Origin of the sequence: Aeromonas sp. MR19 (genome assembly GCF_963899305.1) — a bacterium.
GTDB classification, from domain to species: domain Bacteria; phylum Pseudomonadota; class Gammaproteobacteria; order Enterobacterales; family Aeromonadaceae; genus Aeromonas; species Aeromonas bestiarum.
Window position 1 is genome coordinate 741,344 of sequence record NZ_CAWQWZ010000011.1, and the last position, 19,363, is coordinate 760,706.

General features: G+C 61.3%; 17 protein-coding genes. 11 read left to right on the forward strand and 6 right to left on the reverse strand.

The window, feature by feature from the left end; genetic code table 11:
- The first annotated feature begins 222 nt into the window (after positions 1-222).
- The 5 genes from AACQ95_RS09105 (at position 223) to AACQ95_RS09125 (ending at position 7,028) form a co-directional block, all read left to right on the forward strand.
- On the forward strand, positions 223-1,386 hold the full coding sequence (locus AACQ95_RS09105) for an efflux RND transporter periplasmic adaptor subunit (protein ID WP_241278391.1): 1,164 nt from the start codon (positions 223-225) through the stop codon (positions 1,384-1,386).
- The gene (locus AACQ95_RS09110; protein ID WP_241278392.1) at positions 1,383-3,323 is read left to right on the forward strand and encodes a MacB family efflux pump subunit; all 1,941 of its coding nucleotides are present in this window, start codon (positions 1,383-1,385) and stop codon (positions 3,321-3,323) included. The genes AACQ95_RS09105 and AACQ95_RS09110 overlap by 4 nt, the downstream gene beginning before the upstream one ends.
- A complete protein-coding gene (locus AACQ95_RS09115; RefSeq protein WP_241278393.1) occupies positions 3,320-4,693 on the forward strand; it encodes an efflux transporter outer membrane subunit in 1,374 nt (457 codons plus the stop codon). Before AACQ95_RS09110 ends, AACQ95_RS09115 begins: the two co-directional genes overlap by 4 nt.
- Positions 4,694-4,846: 153 nt before the next feature.
- The gene (locus AACQ95_RS09120; RefSeq protein ID WP_043134329.1) at positions 4,847-5,653 is read left to right on the forward strand and encodes a siderophore-interacting protein; all 807 of its coding nucleotides are present in this window, start codon (positions 4,847-4,849) and stop codon (positions 5,651-5,653) included.
- Positions 5,654-5,921: 268 nt separating this feature from the next.
- The gene (locus AACQ95_RS09125) at positions 5,922-7,028 is read left to right on the forward strand and encodes a 3-deoxy-7-phosphoheptulonate synthase (protein ID WP_043134364.1); all 1,107 of its coding nucleotides are present in this window, start codon (positions 5,922-5,924) and stop codon (positions 7,026-7,028) included.
- A 580-nt stretch (positions 7,029-7,608) separates the two neighbouring features.
- Here AACQ95_RS09125 and AACQ95_RS09130 read toward each other — a convergent pair.
- On the reverse strand, positions 7,609-8,019 hold the full coding sequence (locus AACQ95_RS09130; RefSeq protein WP_043134332.1) for an H-NS family histone-like protein: 411 nt from the start codon (positions 8,017-8,019) through the stop codon (positions 7,609-7,611).
- A 403-nt stretch (positions 8,020-8,422) separates the two neighbouring features.
- Complete coding sequence (locus AACQ95_RS09135; RefSeq protein ID WP_043556796.1) at positions 8,423-8,845, reverse strand: GNAT family N-acetyltransferase; 423 nt, start codon at positions 8,843-8,845, stop codon at positions 8,423-8,425.
- 186 nt (positions 8,846-9,031) lie between these two features.
- Here AACQ95_RS09135 and AACQ95_RS09140 point away from each other — a divergent pair, with 186 nt between their 5' ends.
- The gene (locus AACQ95_RS09140) at positions 9,032-9,532 is read left to right on the forward strand and encodes an SRPBCC family protein (RefSeq protein ID WP_011706794.1); all 501 of its coding nucleotides are present in this window, start codon (positions 9,032-9,034) and stop codon (positions 9,530-9,532) included.
- A gap of 45 nt (positions 9,533-9,577) precedes the next feature.
- Here the strand turns inward: AACQ95_RS09140 and AACQ95_RS09145 are convergent, their stop codons facing one another.
- Together AACQ95_RS09145 and AACQ95_RS09150 are read right to left on the reverse strand one after the other, a co-directional pair.
- Positions 9,578-10,060 carry a hypothetical protein gene (locus tag AACQ95_RS09145; RefSeq protein ID WP_241278394.1) on the reverse strand — a complete coding sequence of 161 codons (483 nt, stop codon included), beginning with the start codon at positions 10,058-10,060 and terminating at the stop codon, positions 9,578-9,580.
- A complete protein-coding gene (locus tag AACQ95_RS09150) occupies positions 10,057-10,398 on the reverse strand; it encodes a DUF805 domain-containing protein (RefSeq protein WP_277604309.1) in 342 nt (113 codons plus the stop codon). The genes AACQ95_RS09145 and AACQ95_RS09150 overlap by 4 nt, the downstream gene beginning before the upstream one ends.
- Before the next feature lie 187 nt (positions 10,399-10,585).
- On the opposite strand from AACQ95_RS09150, the gene AACQ95_RS09155 reads away from it, so the two are divergent.
- Both AACQ95_RS09155 and AACQ95_RS09160 read left to right on the forward strand, forming a co-directional pair.
- Positions 10,586-11,620 carry a helix-turn-helix domain-containing protein gene (locus AACQ95_RS09155; RefSeq protein WP_241278396.1) on the forward strand — a complete coding sequence of 345 codons (1,035 nt, stop codon included), beginning with the start codon at positions 10,586-10,588 and terminating at the stop codon, positions 11,618-11,620.
- Positions 11,621-11,831: 211 nt separating this feature from the next.
- Positions 11,832-12,080, forward strand: coding sequence for a DUF3297 family protein (locus AACQ95_RS09160; protein WP_042034019.1), 249 nt, complete (start codon positions 11,832-11,834; stop codon positions 12,078-12,080).
- A 110-nt stretch (positions 12,081-12,190) separates the two neighbouring features.
- On the opposite strand, the gene AACQ95_RS09165 is transcribed toward AACQ95_RS09160, so the two are convergent.
- A complete protein-coding gene (locus AACQ95_RS09165; RefSeq protein WP_241278397.1) occupies positions 12,191-13,468 on the reverse strand; it encodes an NAD(P)/FAD-dependent oxidoreductase in 1,278 nt (425 codons plus the stop codon).
- Between the two features lie 50 nt (positions 13,469-13,518).
- Complete coding sequence (gene puuR / locus AACQ95_RS09170; protein WP_043556802.1) at positions 13,519-14,121, reverse strand: HTH-type transcriptional regulator PuuR; 603 nt, start codon at positions 14,119-14,121, stop codon at positions 13,519-13,521.
- Between the two features lie 324 nt (positions 14,122-14,445).
- Between puuR and AACQ95_RS09175 the strand changes: the two genes are divergently transcribed.
- The 3 genes from AACQ95_RS09175 (at position 14,446) to AACQ95_RS09185 (ending at position 18,917) form a co-directional block, all read left to right on the forward strand.
- On the forward strand, positions 14,446-15,909 hold the full coding sequence (locus tag AACQ95_RS09175; RefSeq protein WP_241278398.1) for an NAD-dependent succinate-semialdehyde dehydrogenase: 1,464 nt from the start codon (positions 14,446-14,448) through the stop codon (positions 15,907-15,909).
- 179 nt (positions 15,910-16,088) lie between these two features.
- Positions 16,089-17,381: a 4-aminobutyrate--2-oxoglutarate transaminase gene (gene gabT, locus AACQ95_RS09180; RefSeq protein ID WP_103471110.1), complete on the forward strand. Its 1,293-nt coding sequence runs from the start codon at positions 16,089-16,091 to the stop codon at positions 17,379-17,381.
- Positions 17,382-17,591: 210 nt separating this feature from the next.
- On the forward strand, positions 17,592-18,917 hold the full coding sequence (locus AACQ95_RS09185) for an APC family permease (RefSeq protein ID WP_043134347.1): 1,326 nt from the start codon (positions 17,592-17,594) through the stop codon (positions 18,915-18,917).
- Positions 18,918-19,363 lie beyond the last annotated feature (446 nt).

Here is a 19,363-nt window from a genome sequence, read left to right on the forward strand (position 1 = left end):
CAACACGGCATCGCCTCGCGTTATTCCCCCTCGCCGCACGCCCTTGCACCTCGCCCCCCTGTCCATCCAGGCCGCCCCCCAGCCACTGTCCTGACGGCAGGCAAGGCCGGTAATGACAAGGCTATCTACATGTTTCCTTACATATTCATCGCTGTTTTTTAAGCCTCGTTTGCTGCAGGATATTGCCCTTGCACGCCTTCGCACGTTTCTTTCAGGTGATAAATGAACATAACCCCCAAGCAGCGAAAATTCGCCCTGCTCATCCTGCTCCCGCTGGCTGCCATCTCCTGGCTGGCCTGGCCGAACAAGGCCCCCGAGCCCGTGCTGAGCGCGCCAGTGACTCGTCAGGATGTGGAGCAGACTGTGCTGGCCAGCGGCGTACTGCAGGCCATAGAGCAGGTGGATGTGGGTGCCCAGGTCTCGGGTCAGGTGACCTATCTGGCGGTCGAGGCAGGGCAGAGCGTCAAGCAGGGGGAGCTGCTGGCCGAGATAGACCCGCTGCTCGCCCAGAACAACCTCAAGACCGCCGAGGCGGATCTCGCCAGTCGCCGCGCCCAGCTCAAGATCAAGCAGGCGCAGCTCAAGCAAAACGAACTGGCCTGGCGTCGTCAGCAGCAGATGTTCAGGCAGGAAGCCAGCTCCCGCGCCGATCTGGAGAGCGCCGAAGCCCAGCTGGCGGTCACCCGGGCCGAGCTGCAGAGCGCCCAGGCCGAGATCGAGAATGCGCTGATCAAGGTGGATCGCACCAAGACGGAGCTGGGCTATAACCGCATTCTGGCCCCCATGGATGGCACAGTCGTCAGCATAGTGACCCGCCAGGGCCAGACCCTGGCCGCCAGCCAGACGGTGCCCACCCTGCTCAAGCTCGCCAACCTGGAGACAATGACGGTGAAGGCGCAGATCTCGGAGGCGGATGTCACCCGGGTCAAGGCCGGCATGCCGGTCTATTTCACCCTGATGGGGGATGCGGACACCCGCTATCACGGCACCCTGCGCACGGTCGAGCTGGCCCCCACCAACATCAACGAGCAGGCCACCAGCACCACGGCTACCAGCAATGCTGCCGTCTACTACTACGCCCTGTTCGACGTGCCCAACCTGGATCACACCCTGCGGGTCGCCATGACCACGCAAGTCACCATAGTGCTCGGCGAGCGCAAGCAGGTGCTGACCATTCCACAGACGGCCCTTGGCAAGAAGCTGGGGGAGAACGAGTACGAGGTCACCCTGCTCAAGGATGACGATCAGAAAGAGACGCGCCGCATCAAGACCGGCATGAAGGATGACATCAAGGTGGAGGTGGTCAGCGGCCTGAGCGAGCAGGAGAAGGTCACTCTGGGCCAGGGCAAGCCAGTCAGCGACGGTGACATGGAGATAATGCTGTGAGCGAGCCGCTGATCCAGCTCAAGGGCATAGAGCGACGCTATCAGAGCGGGGAGCAGGAGGTTACCGTCCTGCATCCGCTGGATCTGACCATAGAGGCGGGGGAGATGATCGCCATCGTCGGCGCCTCCGGCTCCGGCAAATCCACCCTGATGAACCTGCTCGGCTGCCTCGATCGTCCAAGCGCGGGCCAGTACCTGTTCCGGGGCCAGGACACAGCCACCCTGGACGCCCTCTCCCTGGCCCGGTTGCGCTGCCACCACTTTGGCTTCATCTTTCAGCGCTACCACCTGCTGCCGCACCTCAATGCCGCCGCCAACGTGGAGATCCCGGCCGTCTATGCCGGCGCCTCCCGTCCCGAACGGCAGGCGCGCTCCCAAGCCCTGCTGGCACGGCTGGGCTTGAGCGATCGCAGCCATCACACCCCGGGCCAGCTCTCCGGCGGCCAGCAGCAGAGGGTCAGTATCGCCCGGGCGCTGGCCAACGGCGGCGAGGTGATCCTGGCGGACGAACCCACGGGGGCCCTTGACAGCCAGAGCGGCAAGGAGGTGATGGCCATCCTCAAGGAGCTGCACGCCCAGGGCCACACCATCATACTGGTGACCCACGACATGGCGGTGGCCAGCCACGCGGATCGTATCATCACGCTGCGCGATGGCCGGGTACTGGAAGACAGCGGCAAACCGGCCACGGCCACAGCCCCCCTTCAGCCCGCCCCACCCGCCGCCAGGGCCGGTGGCAACGACTGGGATCGCTATCGCGAGGCGGGGCGCATGGCGCTGCACGCCATGCTGGCCCACCGCATGCGCACCTTCCTCACCATGCTCGGCATCATCATAGGCATAGCCGCCGTGGTGAGCGTGGTTGCGCTCGGTCAGGGCGCCCGTGCCAAGGTGATCGATCAGATCAACGCCATGGGCACCAACACCATAGACATCTTCCCCGGCAAGGATTGGGGGGATGAGAAGGCCGCCAGCATCCAGACCCTCAACAAGCGGGATCTCGATGCCCTGCTCGGCCAGCCTTATCTGGAAGGGGCCAGCCCCCAGATCGCCTCGCCCGGCCAGCTGCGTTATCGCAACAAGACCAGCAGCGGCAGCATAGTGGGAGTCGGCAGCGACTTCTTTCGGGTCAAGGGGATGAAACTCACCAGCGGCCGCCTGTTTGACGAACGCGACATCCAGAACCGGGCCGCGGTGGCCGTGGTGGATGGCAAGACCATAAAGAGCCTGCTCGGCGAGGAAGATCCCGTCGGCCAGGTGGTGCTGGTCGGCACCCTGCCGGTGCGCATCATAGGCGTGGTGGAAGAGGAGACGGGGTTTGGCCGCAGCAGCCAGTCGGTCAATGTCTGGCTGCCCTACAGCGCCGTGATGAGTCGCCTCATCTCCCAGAACCACTTCAGCCAGCTCACCATACGGGTCAAGGACGGGGTGCAACCCGCCCTTGCCGAACAGGCTGCCATCGAGCTGCTGACCCAGCGCCACGGGGTGAAGGACTTCTTCACCTTCAGCAGCGACAGCATCATAAAATCGGTGGAGAAGACCACGGCCACCATGACGCTGCTGGTCTCCGCCATCGCGGTGATCTCCCTCATCGTCGGCGGGGTCGGGGTGATGAACATCATGCTTGTCTCAGTTGTAGAGCGTACCCGCGAGATAGGGATCCGCATCGCGGTCGGCGCTCGCCAGTCCGACATTTTGCAGCAGTTTCTGATCGAGGCGGTGATGGTGAGCCTGCTCGGCGGCATGCTCGGGGTCGGCGTCTCCCTGCTCATCGGCCTGCTCTTCTCCCTGTTCGTGGAGAGCATACAGATGCAATTCTCGCTCTTTTCCATCCTGATGGCGTTTGGCTGCTCCTCGCTCATCGGGATCCTGTTTGGTTACCTGCCCGCCCGCAATGCCGCCCGGCTCGATCCGGTCGAGGCGCTGGCGAGGGAATGACGATGCACAACTTATCCAGACTGGGGCTCTGCCTCGCCCTTGCCGCAGGCGTGAGCGCCTGCAGCCAGCAGAGCAGCTATCACAGACAAGATCTGGCGCTGGCCCCGAGCTGGCAGCAGCCAGACGAGGGTCTCACCCGGCAGCAAACCGGCCTCTGGTGGCAAGGGTTTCATGATCCGGCGCTGGATCAGCTGGTGGAGGCCGTGCTGGCCGCCAACCCCGACATGCAGGTCGCCGGACTGAGGCTCAGAAGCGCACTGCTGGGTGCGGATCTCGCCGATACCAACCTGACCCCCTCGGTCAATGCCAGCCTGGGCGCCAACGGCACCAAGGATCTGAAGAGTGGCAAGGCCAGCGGCAGCATGGGCCCCTCCCTGACCCTCGGCTACGAGGTGGATCTGTGGGGCCGGCTCGCCTCGGCGCGGGATCAGGCGAGCTGGGAAGCCCAGGCTTCCGCCCAGGATCTGACGGCCACCCGTCTGATGCTGATCGGCAAGGCGCTGGAGCAGTACTGGCAACTGGCCTATCTCGGCTCGGCCGTCAGTCTGGGCGAGCGACAACTGGCCAACTATGCCCGCGCCGAGCAACTGACCCGGGCCAAATACCAGGCCGGCGCCGTCACCCGGCTTGATCTGGTGCAGGCCAGCCAGCAGAAGGCGGGCAAGCAGGCGGAACTCAGCTCGCTCCTGATGCAGCAGGAACAGGCCCGCAACGCCCTGCGGCTGTTGCTCGGTCGCAGCAGTGGCCCGCTGCCATTTGCCCCGAGCGCACTGACGACGACGCCCGCGCCGTCGCTGGCAGTCGGTATACCGGCAGATGTGCTGGCACGGCGCCCCGACGTGCGCGCCGCCGAGCTGCGGCTGCGCAAGACACTGGCGAAAGGGGACGAGATCCGCACAGGTTTCTACCCCACCCTGAGCCTCACCGGCGGGGCCAGCACCAGCTCGGATACCCTGACCCAGGTGCTGCAAAACCCGGTAGGCACCCTGGGCGCCACCCTGGCGCTGCCCTTCCTCGAATACAACAAGACCCGGCTCGCCATCGCGGGCTCAGAGCTTGACTACCAGATCGCCGAGTCCGAGTTTCGCAAGCAGCTCTACACTGCCCTGGTGGAAGTGGAAGATGGCCTGGCCGCCCGCCATCATGGCGAGCAGCGCCTGAGCTATCTGGCCGAGCAGCTGGCGTTTGCCAAAGAGGCGGAGCGGCTGGCCAAGGCCCGTTTCCAGGCCGGTGCCACCGGAGTGCAGGCCTGGCTGGATGAGCAGAACCGGTTGTGGGATGCCGAGCTCGCCCTGCTCGGTCAGCAGAAGGAGCAGCTCAACACCATGGCCAGGATCTACAAGGCGCTGGGGGGCAGCGATCGCAGCTAACCCAAGCCCTGGCGGCGCCGCCACTCATGCCATGAGAGGCGGCGTTTTTTCCCCCTTTTCATGCCCCCTTCCTGATGGACTGCCACACAAAGCAATTGATAATAGTTTTCATTTAATGAAAAATGGGCGCCATTATCAGTCAGGAGTATCCATATGTCTCAGCCCGCCCCGGTCAATCGTCCTCGTCTGCTCACGGTCAAACACATCCGGGATGTGAGCCCGCACCTGCGCCGAGTCTGCCTGACCAGCCCGGAACTCGCTGACTACCCCTTCACCTGCGGCGGCGCCCATATCAAGATCATGCTGCCCCAGCCAGGCCAGGCCCATGCCGTGCTGCCCACGCCCACCCCGCAAGGGCCGCGCTGGGAAGACCCGAGCCAGCGCCCCATCATGCGCACCTTCACCATACGGGCGTTTCGCCGCGAGGCGCTGGAGCTGGACATCGACTTCGCGCTGCACGGCGATGCCGGCCCCGCCAGCCGCTTTGCCCTTGAGGCACAACCCGGCGATCTGCTGGCCATCTCGGGCCCGGGCGGCCCGGATCCCATGCTGCAACCCGCCCGGCACTACTACATGGCGGGGGATCTCACTTCTCTGCCCGCCATCAGCGCCATGGCGGAGGTGATGCCCGCCGACGCCCAGGGCCATATCGCCCTGCTGGTGCCCTATCAGGAAGATGTACAGGATCTGTCGCTGCCGGCCGGCGTCAGCCTGCGCTGGTTTATCGGCACCCCCGAACAAACCGAACCGCTGGTGGCCTATTTCACCGCCCTGCCGATGCAGGAGCAGGCGAGCTACTTCTGGTTCGGCGGCGAAGAGGGGCTGGTGGTGCCCTTGCGCCGTCACGTCAGGCGCACCCTGGAGGTGGATCGCACGCGCGTCTACGCCGTGCCCTACTGGCGTCAAGGCAAGGATGAAGAGGCCTATCACCACGCCCGTCACGACGTGATGGACAGCTGATCCCCCACATTTTTCCTCCCATTATCAAGCTCATGGCCTGCCGGTCATGGGCTTGATGGCTATCTGCCCGCCCCCGTTTTTACCCCTCTCCCCCCATTCTGGTGATCCGCTCGGTTGTGCTTGCATTTGAGACAGACAACAAGATAATGATAATCACTCTCAACAATAAACAGTGATGATGCCCCATTGCAGCACCCTCGCCATGACCTCAGGGGTCGGGCGTGGCGCGCACGTCATTCACTCCCGTTTGCACAGCAAGGTAATCCAGATGGCAGTTTTGAACTCGGTAATGCGCGCCTTCGCGGTGGAGGCTCTCCCCACTCCTGCCGACCTGTTGGCACTTCATCCCTGTCCCGCCCCGACCACGGCGCTGATCGCGCACCATCGCCAGCAGGTTCGCCAGATCCTGACGGGAGAGGACGATCGTCTGCTGGTGGTGATAGGCCCCTGCTCCATCCATGATCCGCTCGCCGCCCTCGATTACGCCCAGCGGCTGGCGCGACTTGCCGACGCCTATCAAGACAGATTGCAGATAGTAATGCGCACCTACTTCGAGAAGCCCCGCACCACGGTCGGCTGGAAGGGACTGGTGTTCGACCCCCATCTTGATGGCAGCAACGACATAGGCCATGGCCTGCGGCTGGCGCGCCAGCTGCTGCTCGACATCAACCGGCTGGGGCTGGCCACCGCCACCGAGTTTCTCGATACCACCAGCTTCCTCTATCTGGCCGATCTCATCAGCTGGGGGGCGATAGGCGCCCGTACCACCGAGTCCCAGGTACACCGGCAGCTGGCCTCGGCCCTGCCCTGCCCCGTCGGCTTCAAGAACGGCACGGACGGCAATATCCGGGTGGCCATCGATGCCATCCAGGCCAGTGAAGCCTCCCACCTGTTCACCGCGCCGGGCAGTCAGGGCGGCATTGTGGTGATCAAGAGCGAAGGCAACCCGGCCGGCCACATCATATTGCGCGGTGGTACGCGCCCCAATTACCACCAGAGCGACGTGGAGGATGCCGCCGAACGACTGACGCGGCAGGGGCTCAGCCACCGCCTGATGGTGGACTGCAGCCACGGCAACAGCCAGAAGCTGCACAAGAACCAGATCCGGGTGGCGGGGGAGCTCTGTCGTCAACTGGGAGAAGGCAGCGACGCCATCGCCGCCGTCATGGTCGAAAGCTTCCTGCAAGGGGGCAGCCAGAAGCCTGCGCCCTTGAACCAGCTCGCCTACGGCCAATCGGTCACCGACGCCTGCCTGTGCTGGGACGATACCCAGACCCTGCTCGCCATGCTGGCCGATGCCGTGGAGGCCCGCCGCCAGCACAGCGTCAAAGTCCAGCCTGGCAAGGCGATCTGGGATGCCCAGCTGGCCAGTTGAACCCGGGAAGGCTCCCCCCGCGGGAGCCTGATTTCCCCTGTCTCTCCCCCTTCCCTCGCCACGCCCGCACGACCCGGGTGATCCGTTCAGGTTGAATATTCTGGATATCCGGGTCCGCAGGGGATAAAGAAAATATCCCTAGCCATGATAAACAACGGTATAGCGGCGCCCCATTATGCTGCACCAGATAAAACTGAAAAACAGCTGGCTTAATGGCACAGACAAGCCCAATGAGTAAAAAAGAAGCGCGGCTTGCTTGCGGGCAGCTTAATGCCCCCTAATTTTCTGGGGAATGGCAGAGAAGAATATGCACCGGGCTATATGAGTCCAACAGATTGACTCTCACGAGTGGTCGACAAGCACGCTGCAATAAAATAGAGCGCAACATCACCACTCAGATGCAGACGGATCACAATTAATCGGCCAATAAAGGAGGCAAACACATGGACTGAACCGATGCGTCATACGACGACAAACGGGGTGGTACAAAATGAGTGGGGAATTGACAGGAGAGAGTTTCGGTGAGCACAAATAATAATGCCGCCTCGCGGGCGGCATCATTCATGACAGATCCAATGGATCAGATCAGGAAATCATTCAGATCCTTGCCCAGCGCAACTTGCTCGGCAATGGCTTTCGGCATACGGCCCTGACCGGTCCAGGTCTTCTCCTGGCCGTCTTCCTGGTACTTGTACTTGGCAGGACGCGGAGCACGCTTGCTCTTGGTCGCGCCAGCAGCGGCAGCCGGAGCGGCGGCGCTGTTGATCAGCTCGCGCGGGTCGATACCGGCTTGCTGCAGCATTTCAGTGAACTCGCTCAGCTTGCGCTGACGCTCTTCCTGTTCGGCACGCTCTTGTTCAACGGACTCGGCACGCTCGTTATATACCAGCTCAAACTTTTCTTTTGCTTCTTGCAGCTGTTCAAACGGCAATTCACGGATGGCAGCGCGCAGGCTGCGAATGTTCAGCAGAACTTTCAGAAACTCGTTCATTACTTCCTCACAGAATTATTTTTGTTTGTCACAGGGATAACACAGCTTGAGAATAGCATGCCTGTCTGATAACAACATAATGATTTTATAGCTGCTGTCACTTTCTTAACAAAAAACTATTGGCTGAATATGTCAGCAACTTTATTCACCCATTGGTCATTGCGCAAGGCCAGCTGATCACGCTCGGCACAATTCCCCCATACCGGCCTGGCAAATAGGCATGGACCGCCCAGGTATATTTCTCATCACACTTGCGTCAGCTATTTTTACAATTGGCCACGGCTGTTAAAACCCATGCCACCCACACGAGACTCAAGGTAGACGATTGACGCTATATATTGTCGTCAGGGGCTCATGGCCCCTGACATTCGTCATCCTCATTTTTACCTGCCGCTGACGAGCACTATTCGAGGCTGAGTCGACGCCAAGGGCCGGTGATCTCGCAGTGACCCGTCTCCTCCGTGTTCTGCCAGCCCAGGCGATGGTAGAAGGCCAGGGCAGCCGTATTATGGGTCGCCACCTTGAGCGAGGCCGGTTTCTGGAACGCCGCCAATCCCTGGGCAAGCAGGGCTCGCCCCAGCCCCTGCCCATGCCAGTCGGCCGACACATAGAGATGATGCACGAAGCTCTCATCCCCCCAGATGGAGACAAACCCGCAGGGGGCACCGCCCTGTTCGGCCACCCAGATCTGCTCGCCCCGGGTCTGCTCGTCGAAATCCTCCAGCCGAAAGTGGGAAGGATCGACCCAGTGAAAGGTCTGACGCCGCCCTTTCAGAAACAACTGCGCCAAGTAGGGAGTGTCTGTCTCTCGCATCACTCTGATCATCAAGCCTTCCTCGTCACTATGATCACCTGGCACCACTGTCGATGGATCGCCACATCATGTCAAATTGCCAGACCAGCACGGCTGGCCGACGGATGGCACGGATGTGACACACCTCTGTCCATTTTATCGCCCGTGGGGCTATACTGCCTGAGTCCCATGTATGGATGGTTTGAGGCTCGCTGATTTATGGATAACAAGCAGATAGAAGGTAACATCTTTGTTCCGGCCCATATCGACGATGTCTGGCGTGCCTGGACAACCGAGAGCGGCCTGCGCAGCTTCCTGGCGCCGGAATGTCTGATGGTGCCCGAACCGAATGGTCCGTTCGAGATCTATTTCAGACCCGATGCCCCACTGGGTGAACGTGGCAGCGAAGGCTGCCGGGTGATGGCCGTCATGCCCCATGACCTGCTCAGCTTCAGCTGGAATTTCCCGCCCTCCCTGCCCCACATTCGCCTGCAAAAGACCCAGGTCAGCCTGCGGTTCGTGCCGGAAGGTCAGGGCACCCGGCTCTACTTCCTGCAAACCGGCTGGGCGAACGATCCTGACTGGGATCAGGGCTATGCCTATTTTCGGGAAGAGTGGCTGGAGACCAGCCTGCCGCGCCTGCAGTACCGCTTCACCCACGGCCCCATCGACTGGAATAACCCGCCGGACAAGCAGCAACTAAAATCCCTGGCCCAATAAGGCCCATAGACAAACACCGCCCACAGGCGGTGTTTTTCCATGCGGTTACTGACAATGCTGCATGGGCGCCTCATCCAATAGCCAGGAAATCCAGCGCCGTTTTGAATTGAGCACGAATCCTTCATCTGCCGCTATGCCTTTTACTATGTAGCCATCTGCGGCGCGAGGTTCCGCCAGCGCAACAAACTGCCATTCGTTGCTATTAATGCGCTCCCCCTTGATTAAGGCTTCGCTTAACTGCTTATTCATCACAATGATTGACAGTCCCTCCACAGCGTCTATCCCCAACCCGGTATTTGCAACACGACCCACTGCAACCGGCACCTTGATGGTACAGTGACGCCCTTCGCCATCAACACGGGTATAGCTTCCCTCACCAACCCGGCCCTGCAGCCACAACAGTTTCCCCTGGGTCAGACGCTCTACCGACAATATACCCTGCGCCCCCTTGGGGAATGGGTGAATATTGACGGCGTCAGCGAGTGCGACCGGACTTATCAGCATGAGCAACAAGAGGCAATGTTTCATGATACCCCCCTTACGGATAGATGGCCTGAACAAGCTTGCCGAGCAAGCAAATAGATCAACACAAAGGGACCCACGCCAGGGACAAAAAAGATCCATCCCCACCATCCCGAGCGATCAATATCGTGCAGCCGGCGGACTATAACAGCGACCATGGGGATGGTACTCACCACGCTATAACCAACCTCCAAGCCTCTCAGACCCTTGATGCCCACATCCAATGCGATGCACATCAGGGTAACCAGCACATGAACCAGCATGAACATCCAGAACTCCTTTCTGGAGGAGCGACCGGAAAAATCAGCATAGCGGCGCCACGCGAGTAAATAAAAAGAGCACATTCAGGCTATCTCCAGCGTTATTTGGTCACCCATCCTGGGGGCTAACGCAGCGGTAGACGTCCTGAAACCGGTTTTAGGACGTGCTAAAACCCGTCTTTGTCCGCGACATTCTTCTTTACCTGGATGCAAATCGTTATGCTGGCATGACGTTATCTTTTCACCACCATGACTGGGATCCGGATCGGTTATGCTCGCAATTCCCGTACCCTTTGTTGTCTCTTTGCTGCTGGTCTTGCTGGCGGTGATCCTGTATGTGCGATTGGCCGACCAAGCAAAAGCGGCTTGCCTGTTTTTGGCGCTCTGTGCGGCCACCACCGGGCTGGTTGGGCTGCGCTGGACATTCGATGTTGCGCTCTTCAGCATGGCCCAGCCACTACTTGCCTCACTGATCCCTGTGGCCGCCTGGCTCATTTTTACCCATGCAGCCACCGACACCCACAGGGTCGCTTATCACCATGTTGCGGGACCTATATTGGTTGCCGTCAGTCTCTTCACTCACCCCTTTCTCGCCTTGCCACTGGATGGGATCATTACAGCCATTTATCTGTTTTATGGCATCGCGCTGGTACGCTACTCCGCCAAAGAGCCGCTGCTTATCCATGTCTCGTTCAGCCATTGGGAAGCCGTGAAAAGGGCAGAGCAGGTGGCGGGCTGGATGCTGTTGTTCTCTGCCATGATAGATGCGGCTATCTCACTCGACCTTGCGGTTAATCAGGGCGGATATTCCCTTTATATTTTGACGCTCGCTCACCTGGTGCTGCTGCCCGTGCTGGCAATTGCCGTCATCATGGTGAGCGTCAATACCCCCGCAGTCGATGATATTGCCCAGCCGGAAATTCCCAGGGCACCAAGTTCGGAGTCATTATTGACACAAGAGCGGGCCGACGAGATCGTGGCAAGAGTGGATAGATTGATGCGAGAAAAAGCCAGCTACCTTGACCCGGATCTGACCCTGGCAGCGCTGTCACGCAAGCTGGGTATTCCCGCCAAGCAAATCTCGATGGCGGTCAACCAGATACACCAGAAGAGCATCTCCAGAGTGGTCAATGAATATCGAATCGAGCATGCAAAACAGGCGTTGCTCACCACGGATGAGACCATTACCCATATATTGATGAATGCAGGCTTTCAGACCAAATCCAACTTTAATCGCGAGTTTTCCCGCATCGCCGGCCTGACCCCCAGCGCCTTCAGAAAACAGAGCGAGGCACGGCTCAGGTGATACGCAGTTGAGCATGATCGCAAGCATGAAACAGCCGCCTGCCTGCGACTTGGCAGTCACAGAAGAGGGCGGCCTCATCGCCCATGAATATACAGGTTCAATCTCGCATCCAGCATGGAAGAGGGGATGGTTGCACACGTTTTGGCCACCTTGAATGCCATGGCTGCATTCTCTACAATGACGCACTTTTTATCCATTTCAGGTCATATTGATGAGCGATACCAACACCAAGCCGGCCCTGCCGGATCGCCTTGCAGGCAACCCGCGCAGCCCGCACCATGTCGCCGCCTGTTTCGAACACCAGATTGGTATTCGACTCAATGGCAAAGAGCGCACCAACGTCGAAGAGTATTGCATCAGCGAAGGCTGGGTAAAAATCCCCTCCCCCAAGGCGCTGGATCGTCGCGGTCAGCCCATTCTGATCACTCTGAAAGGCACCGTTGAGGCCTTTTATCTCTAAGTGAGTCAGGCGCCTGTCGCCAACAGAGTAAAAAACAAGGCCACCGTCCGGTGGCCTTGTCGTTTCTGGCTTCTGCCCACACCAATAAGTTGCGGCAGAATCGGCGGCGCCTACACCCCCAAGCGGTCGCGCAGGGTATACCAGGCGGCGCCGGCGGCGGTGAAGGGGATGCGGAACAGGCGACCGCCGGGGAAGGGGTAGTGCGGCAGCTTGGCGAAGGCATCGAAGCGCTCCGCCTGACCGCTCAATACCTCGGAGAGCAGCTTACCCGCCAGATGGGTGCAGGTGACGCCGTGACCGCTGTAACCCTGCATGTAATAGATGTTGGGGCCGATGCGGCCAAACTGCGGCAGGCGCGACAGAGTCAGCAGGAAGTTGCCGGTCCAGGTGTACTCCACCTTGACGTCCGCCAGCTGCGGGAAGGTTTTCAGCATCTTGGGGATGATCAGCCGCTCGATATCCGCCGGATCCCGCGCGCCATAGACAACGCCGCCGCCGTAGATCAGCCGGTGATCGCCCGAGGTACGGTAGTAGTCGAGCAGGTAGTTGCAATCTTCCAGGCAGTAGTTTTGTGGCAACAGGGAGCGGGCCCGCTCCTCCCCCAGCACCTCGGTGGCGACCACCTGAGTGCCGCAGGGCATGCTCTTGCCGGCGAGCTCGGGCACCAGGTTGCCAAGATAGGCGTTGCCGGCCACCACCACGAAGCGCGCCTTCACCGCCCCCTTGGCGGTCTTGACCAGGGCGGGCTGGCCCGGGGTGATGCTGGTGACGGCGGATTGCTCGAAGATCCTGCCACCCTGCATGCGGATGGCTTCCGCCTCCCCCAGCGCCAGGTTGAGGGGGTGGATATGGCCACCGCTCTTGTCGAGCAGGCCGCCGACGTAGCGATCACTCGCGACCACCTCGCGGATCCCGTCCCCGTCCAGCAGCTCCAGCTTGTCGTTGCCCCACTTCTGCCAACGGGCCTGCTGGGCCTTGAGCTCATGCAGCTGACGCTCGGTCTCGGCGGCAAAAACCCCGCCCTCCTGCAGGTCGCACTGGATGTTGTAGCGCTGGATCCGCTCGCGGATGATCTGGCCCCCCTCAAACAACATGGAGCCGAGCAGCCTGGCCTGATCCGGCGGGCAGTTCGCTTCTATGGTGTCGATGTCGCGGCTGTAGGAGTTGACTATCTGGCCACCGTTGCGACCGCTGGCGCCAAAACCCACCCGGGCCGCCTCCAGCACCACCACCGAATAGCCCTTCTCCACCAGATGCAGCGCGCTGGAGAGGCCGGTGTAACCCGCGCCTATGACGCAGACATCACACTCAAGCTGCTCGGTCAGGGTCGGATAGGGCGCGTGTTTGTTGGCACTGGCTGCGTAGTAACTGTTTACATGCTCGGTCATGATCCTGTTTCCTTACCGGTTCTTTTCCCAAACGAGACATAGTCTCAACACTAGAAGTTGGCCGGGGTATGGGCGCTGACGATGCGGCAGACCTGCCCCGACGGATTGCTGAAGCTGTGGGGCTCGCCCGTGTCGATCACGTAGCTGTCCCCGGCACTGAGTTGATAGGCCTGGCCGGCTACCGTCAGGGTCACGGCCCCTTCCAGCACGGTTCCGACCTCCTCCCCCAGATGCTTGACCTGACCGCCGGTGTCAGTGCCGGGGGCATAGGTCTCCAGCATGAAGCCGAGCTGGCGACGGTTGTTGCCGTTGTGCACCAGCTTCATGGAAACCCCCTGACTGCCCAGCTCGATCAGCTGATCGGCCTTGATCACCACGCTCGGCGTGCGTCCCTCCTCCTCGGCGAAGAAGCGCGACAGCGGCAGCTCATAGACGTTGAGCAATTTTTGCAGGGAGGCCACCGACGGGCTCACCTTGTCCTGCTCTATCATGCAGATGGCGCCATGGGTCAGCCCGCTCAGCTCGGCGACTCGCCGCTGGGAGAGCCCGAGACGACGGCGGGTGGCGGCGAGGCGCTCCCCCATGCTCTTGCCCATCAACGGGTTATCCGTCATGGTCTGCCACCTTGCCTCTTTTCCTTGTGGTTGCTGCATCGCCCACCTCCTTGTGTGCCTGCGAACATGTGTGGCGGCCGATCTGTTCGATGGCGCACCCGGTTAAAATAACGGGTCAATCTGTCGGGTGTGTTCGTTATCCTGCACGGCGCATGCCGTTCATTATTTTGCACACCCAACACCGCAAAAACCGGTAAAATCGCCCTGACAGCTCCATTTCTAGCATGTACAGCCCAGTTTACTCAAATATATTTAACACTTGAAAAACATTTCAGCTCAATTTATGGTCTTCCTGTGCTTATTATTCTATACGGTGGCAGCACGGGATGACGTGACCACCCTGACCCACAATCGAGGCTTCTCATGTCAGCATCACAACCTGCTCTCTCCTTGATCAAATCCCTTGCCTATATAGGTGGCCGCTGGTGCGAGGCCCATGGCGGGCACCGCTTCGAGGTGCACAACCCGGCCACCGGTCAGGTCATCACCCAGGTGCCCGACATGGACGAGGCAGACACCCGCCGCGCCATCGAGGCAGCCCACGCGGCCCAACCGGCCTGGGCGGCGCTCACCGCCAAGGAGCGCAGCAACAAACTCTACGCCTGGTTCGAGCTCATCCTGGCCAACCAGGATGAGCTGGCCCGCATCATGACCTGCGAGCAGGGCAAGCCGCTGGCCGAAGCCAAGGGGGAAGTGGCCTATGGCGCCAGCTTCATCCAGTGGTTCGCGGAAGAGGGCAAGCGCGCCTATGGCCGCACCATTCCGGGTTTCTCCAGCGACCGGCGTCTGGCCACCATCAAGCAGCCGGTGGGCGTGGTCGCCGCCATCACCCCCTGGAACTTCCCCATCGCCATGATCACCCGCAAGGCGGGCCCGGCGCTGGCCGCCGGTTGCACCATAGTCATCAAGCCTGCCGCCGAGACACCGCTCTGTGCGCTGGCGCTGGCGGCACTGGCGGAGCAGGCGGGCATTCCTGCCGGGGTCATCAACATAGTGACCAGCCATCAGGCGGCCGCGGTGGGCAACGAGCTGTGCAACAACAAGACAGTGCGCAAGCTCTCCTTCACCGGCTCCACCCGCATCGGCAAGCTGTTGATGCGCCAGTGCGCCGACACCATGAAGAAGTTGTCGCTGGAGCTGGGTGGCAACGCCCCCTTCATAGTGTTTGACGACGCCGATCTCGATGCCGCCATCGCCGGGGCGCTCGCCTCCAAATACCGCAACGCCGGCCAGACCTGCGTCTGCGCCAACCGCATCCTGGTGCAGGCCGGTGTCTACGACGCCTTCGCCGAGAAGCTCACCGCCGCGGTCAAGGCTTTCAAGGTGGGGGACGGCATGAGCGAGGGCACCCAGATTGGCCCGCTGATCAACCCGGCCGCCGCCAGCAAGGTGGCCGAGCTGGTCAGGCAGGCGACCGCCGCCGGGGCCGAGCTGCTGCTGGGGGGCGAAGCCCATCCCGCCGGCCCGCTCTTCTACCAGCCCACCATTTTGGGCAAGGTCGACAAGCGCAACCCCATTTTGCAGGAGGAGATCTTCGGCCCGGTCGCCCCGCTGGTGCGTTTCGAGACCGAAGCCGAGGCCATCGCCATCGCCAACGACACCCCCTATGGTCTCGCCGCCTACTTCTATGGCCGCGACATAGCCAGGGTATGGCGGGTGGCCGAGCAGCTGGAATACGGCATGGTGGGCATCAACGAGGGGATCATCTCCACCGAACTGGCCCCCTTTGGCGGCATCAAGGAGTCGGGTCTCGGTCGTGAAGGCGCGGCCGAGGGGCTGGAGGAGTACCTCGAAACCAAATACCTCTGCTTTGGCGGCATTCGCTAGGGGCGGTTTTATACCGGCCCTCCCGGTCTCCCCGAGGGGGAGAGCAAACCGGGCCCGCCCTGCAGGGCGGGATAGTGCCAGCGCAGACAGACAGCAAGACAAGGACGAAGTGAGTGCTCCCCGCCGGGGAGGCTCGCCATCATTGAGACAGGGGCCCCTGGCCCCTCATGGAGGAAAACATGAGTCATGCAAACAACAACCAGGCCTGGCAAGCCCGCCGTGAAGCCGCCGTGGTCAACGGCGTCGGCACCCTGCTGCCGGTGTTTATCGAGCGGGCGAAGAACGCCGAGCTGTGGGATGTGGAGGGCAACCGCTACATCGACTTTGCCTCCGGCATCGCCGTGCTCAACACAGGCCACAACCACCCGAAAGTGGTGGCGGCGGTGCGTGAACAGCTCGAAAAGTTCAGCCACACCTGCTTCCAGGTCACCCCCTACCCCGGCTATATCGAGCTTGCCGAGAAGCTCAACGCCCTGGTGCCAGGATCCACCCCCAAGCGCACCCTGTTTCTCTCCACCGGCGCCGAGGCGGTGGAAAACGCCATCAAGATAGCCCGCGCCCACACGGGTCGCAGCGGCACCATCGCCTTCAAGGGGGGCTTTCACGGCCGCACCATGATGGGCATGGCGCTGACCGGCAAGGTAGTGCCCTACAAGACCGGCTTCGGCCCCTTCCCGGGGGAGGTCTATCACCTGCCCTTCCCGAGCGACTACCTGGGGGTGAGCGAGGCCGACGCCCTGGCGGCGCTGGATCTCTGCTTCAGCTCGGACATAGAGCCGGCCCGGGTCGCGGCCATCATTCTCGAACCCGTGCAGGGTGAGGGTGGCTTCTATGCCGCCTCCCCAAGCTTCATGCAAAGCCTGCGCAAGCTGTGCGATCAGCACGGCATAGTGCTCATCTGCGACGAGATCCAGAGCGGTTTCTGTCGTACCGGCAAGACCTTTGCCACCGAGTACAGCGGCATAGAGCCGGACATAATGACGCTCGCCAAGAGCCTGGCCGGCGGCTTCCCGCTCTCGGCAGTGGTGGGCAAGGCGGCCATCATGAACGCCGCCAAGCCGGGCGGTCTGGGGGGCACCTATGCGGGCTCGCCCATCGCCTGCGCCGCCGCCCTGGCGGTGCTGGAGGTGATCGAGGAGGAGCGGCTCAACCAGCAAGCCCTGACCCAGGGTGAGCAGATCAAGGCCCGCCTGCACCAGCTGGCGGAACGCTTCGACTGCATCGGCGACATCCGAGGCCCCGGCGCCATGGTGGCCATGGAGCTGGTCAAGGGACGCGATGCCGGCCAACCCGATCCGGATCTCACCAAACGGCTGGTGGCCGAGGCGGGCAAGCGCGGGCTGGTGCTGCTCTCCTGCGGCGTACGGGCCAACGTCATCCGCTTCCTGGCCCCCCTCACCGCCTCCCCGGCCTTGATCGAGGAAGGGCTGGGTCTGCTGGAACAGGCACTCACGGCCGCCAGTCAAGGCTAGATCCGCGCCGTTTTGCCAGTCGGTGCGAAAAATACCGTCAGATAACCGCAGGCCGCCCATCGCGGACGGCCTGCTCATACGGTATCATCGCCGCCCCAAAAAATGATGACAGGAGCGCTTGGCTCCCTCCAAGGCCGAGGCCCCCCTGTCACGGATCCTGCGCCTGCCCGCTGCGCGGGAAACCTGCACCGAATTCAAGGAGATAGGCCAATGGCTCCACGCCCGGCTCGATTGAAGCAAACCCTCACCCTGTGGCAAGTGGTGGTGATGGGATTGGCCTACATGACCCCCATGGTGGTGTTCGATACCTTCGGCATCGTCACCGACATCACCCACGGTCATGTCACCACCGCCTACCTGCTGGCCCTGGTCGGCGTGCTCTTTACCGCCACCAGCTACAGCCAGATGGTGCGTCACTACCCTTCGGCGGGCTCGGCCTACACCTATGCCCAGAAGGAGTTCTCCCCCGTGGTGGGCTTCATGGTGGGCTGGTCGTCCCTGCTGGACTATGTCTTCCTACCGATGATCAACATGCTGCTGGCCAAGATCTATCTAAGCGCCCTCTTCCCCGGCGTCGAGCCCTGGATCTTCATCTGCGCCATGACGGCCCTGATGACCCTCATCAACCTGCGCGGCATCGATCTGGTGGCCAACCTCAACGGCATCATAATCCTGATCCAGATCGCCATCATAGTGGTGTTCCTGGCCCTGATTGGCTATGGCATAGCCCAGGGTGAAGGGGTCGGCGCCGTCAGCCTGCAACCCGTCTACAGCGCCAACGCCGAGGTGCTGCCGCTGCTGACCGGCGCCACCATCCTCTGTTTCTCCTTCCTGGGTTTTGACAGTCTGAGCGCCCTGTGCGAAGAGACGCCGGAGGCAGGCAAGGTGATCCCCAAGGCCATCTTCCTGACCGCGCTGCTGGGGGGCCTCATCTTCGTGGTGGTGGCCTATGCCCTGCAGCTCTACTTCCCGGATGCCTCCCGCTTCAAGGAGCCGGATGCCGTGCTGCCCGAGATAGCCCTCTACGTGGGCGGCAAGCTGTTCCAGAGCGTGGTGCTGGTGTGCGCCTGCGTGGCCGTGCTGGCCTCCGGGCTCTCCTCCCACGCCGGGGTCTCCCGCATCCTCTACGTGATGGGGCGGGACAAGGTGCTGCCCCAGCGCACCTTCGGCTACATACACCCCAAGTGGCAGACCCCGGTGTTCAACATATTGCTGGTGGGCCTGCTGGCGCTGTCGGCCATCAGCTTCGATCTGGAAATCGCCCTGGCCCTGATCAACTTCGGCGCCCTGGTGGCCTTTACCGTGGTCAATCTGTCGGTGATCGCCTGCTATTACGTGCGTCAGGGGCGCAACAAGACCCTCAGGGATCACCTGCAATATCTGGTGCTGCCCCTGTGCGGGGCAGGGACTGTCGCGGTTCTCTGGTTCAATCTGGAACAAACCTCCCTTATCCTCGGCCTTATCTGGGCTGCCATAGGGGGAATTTATCTGTTTTTGCGCACCACCTTCTGGCGCGTATCCTTGCCGACCTATTGAGCCGCAACCCCTGCCACATCTGGGCTGGCGTCCATCTCCCACACCCGGGAGCGGACGCCATTTATTGATATAAACCAGGTCATTGATAATTCTCTTGCCTGGAATGGCCTTAGTGGCTTGTCTTCCCCCCCCATCTGGGGCAAAATCCCGCCGCTTTCATAACCGATGTGATCCCACATCGGTTATTTTCATTTTGAAAAAAAATCAATACCACTCGAGGCCGGAACCATTCCGGAAATGATATCAAGGTTCAGATGAACCTAATGCCGCAATGAGGAAAAACATGGGGCTCTTGTTTGCTTTGTCTCCGGTCGCCACCGGAACCTGCTTTGGTCGCCGCGCGACCAACGTCTGTGGTTTGCATACCGATGTTGTGAGTACGCGAGAACCCGGTCCCATGGCCTCAAGCCATTCCACTTCCTGCCGTCCGTGCAAGGAGGAAGCCT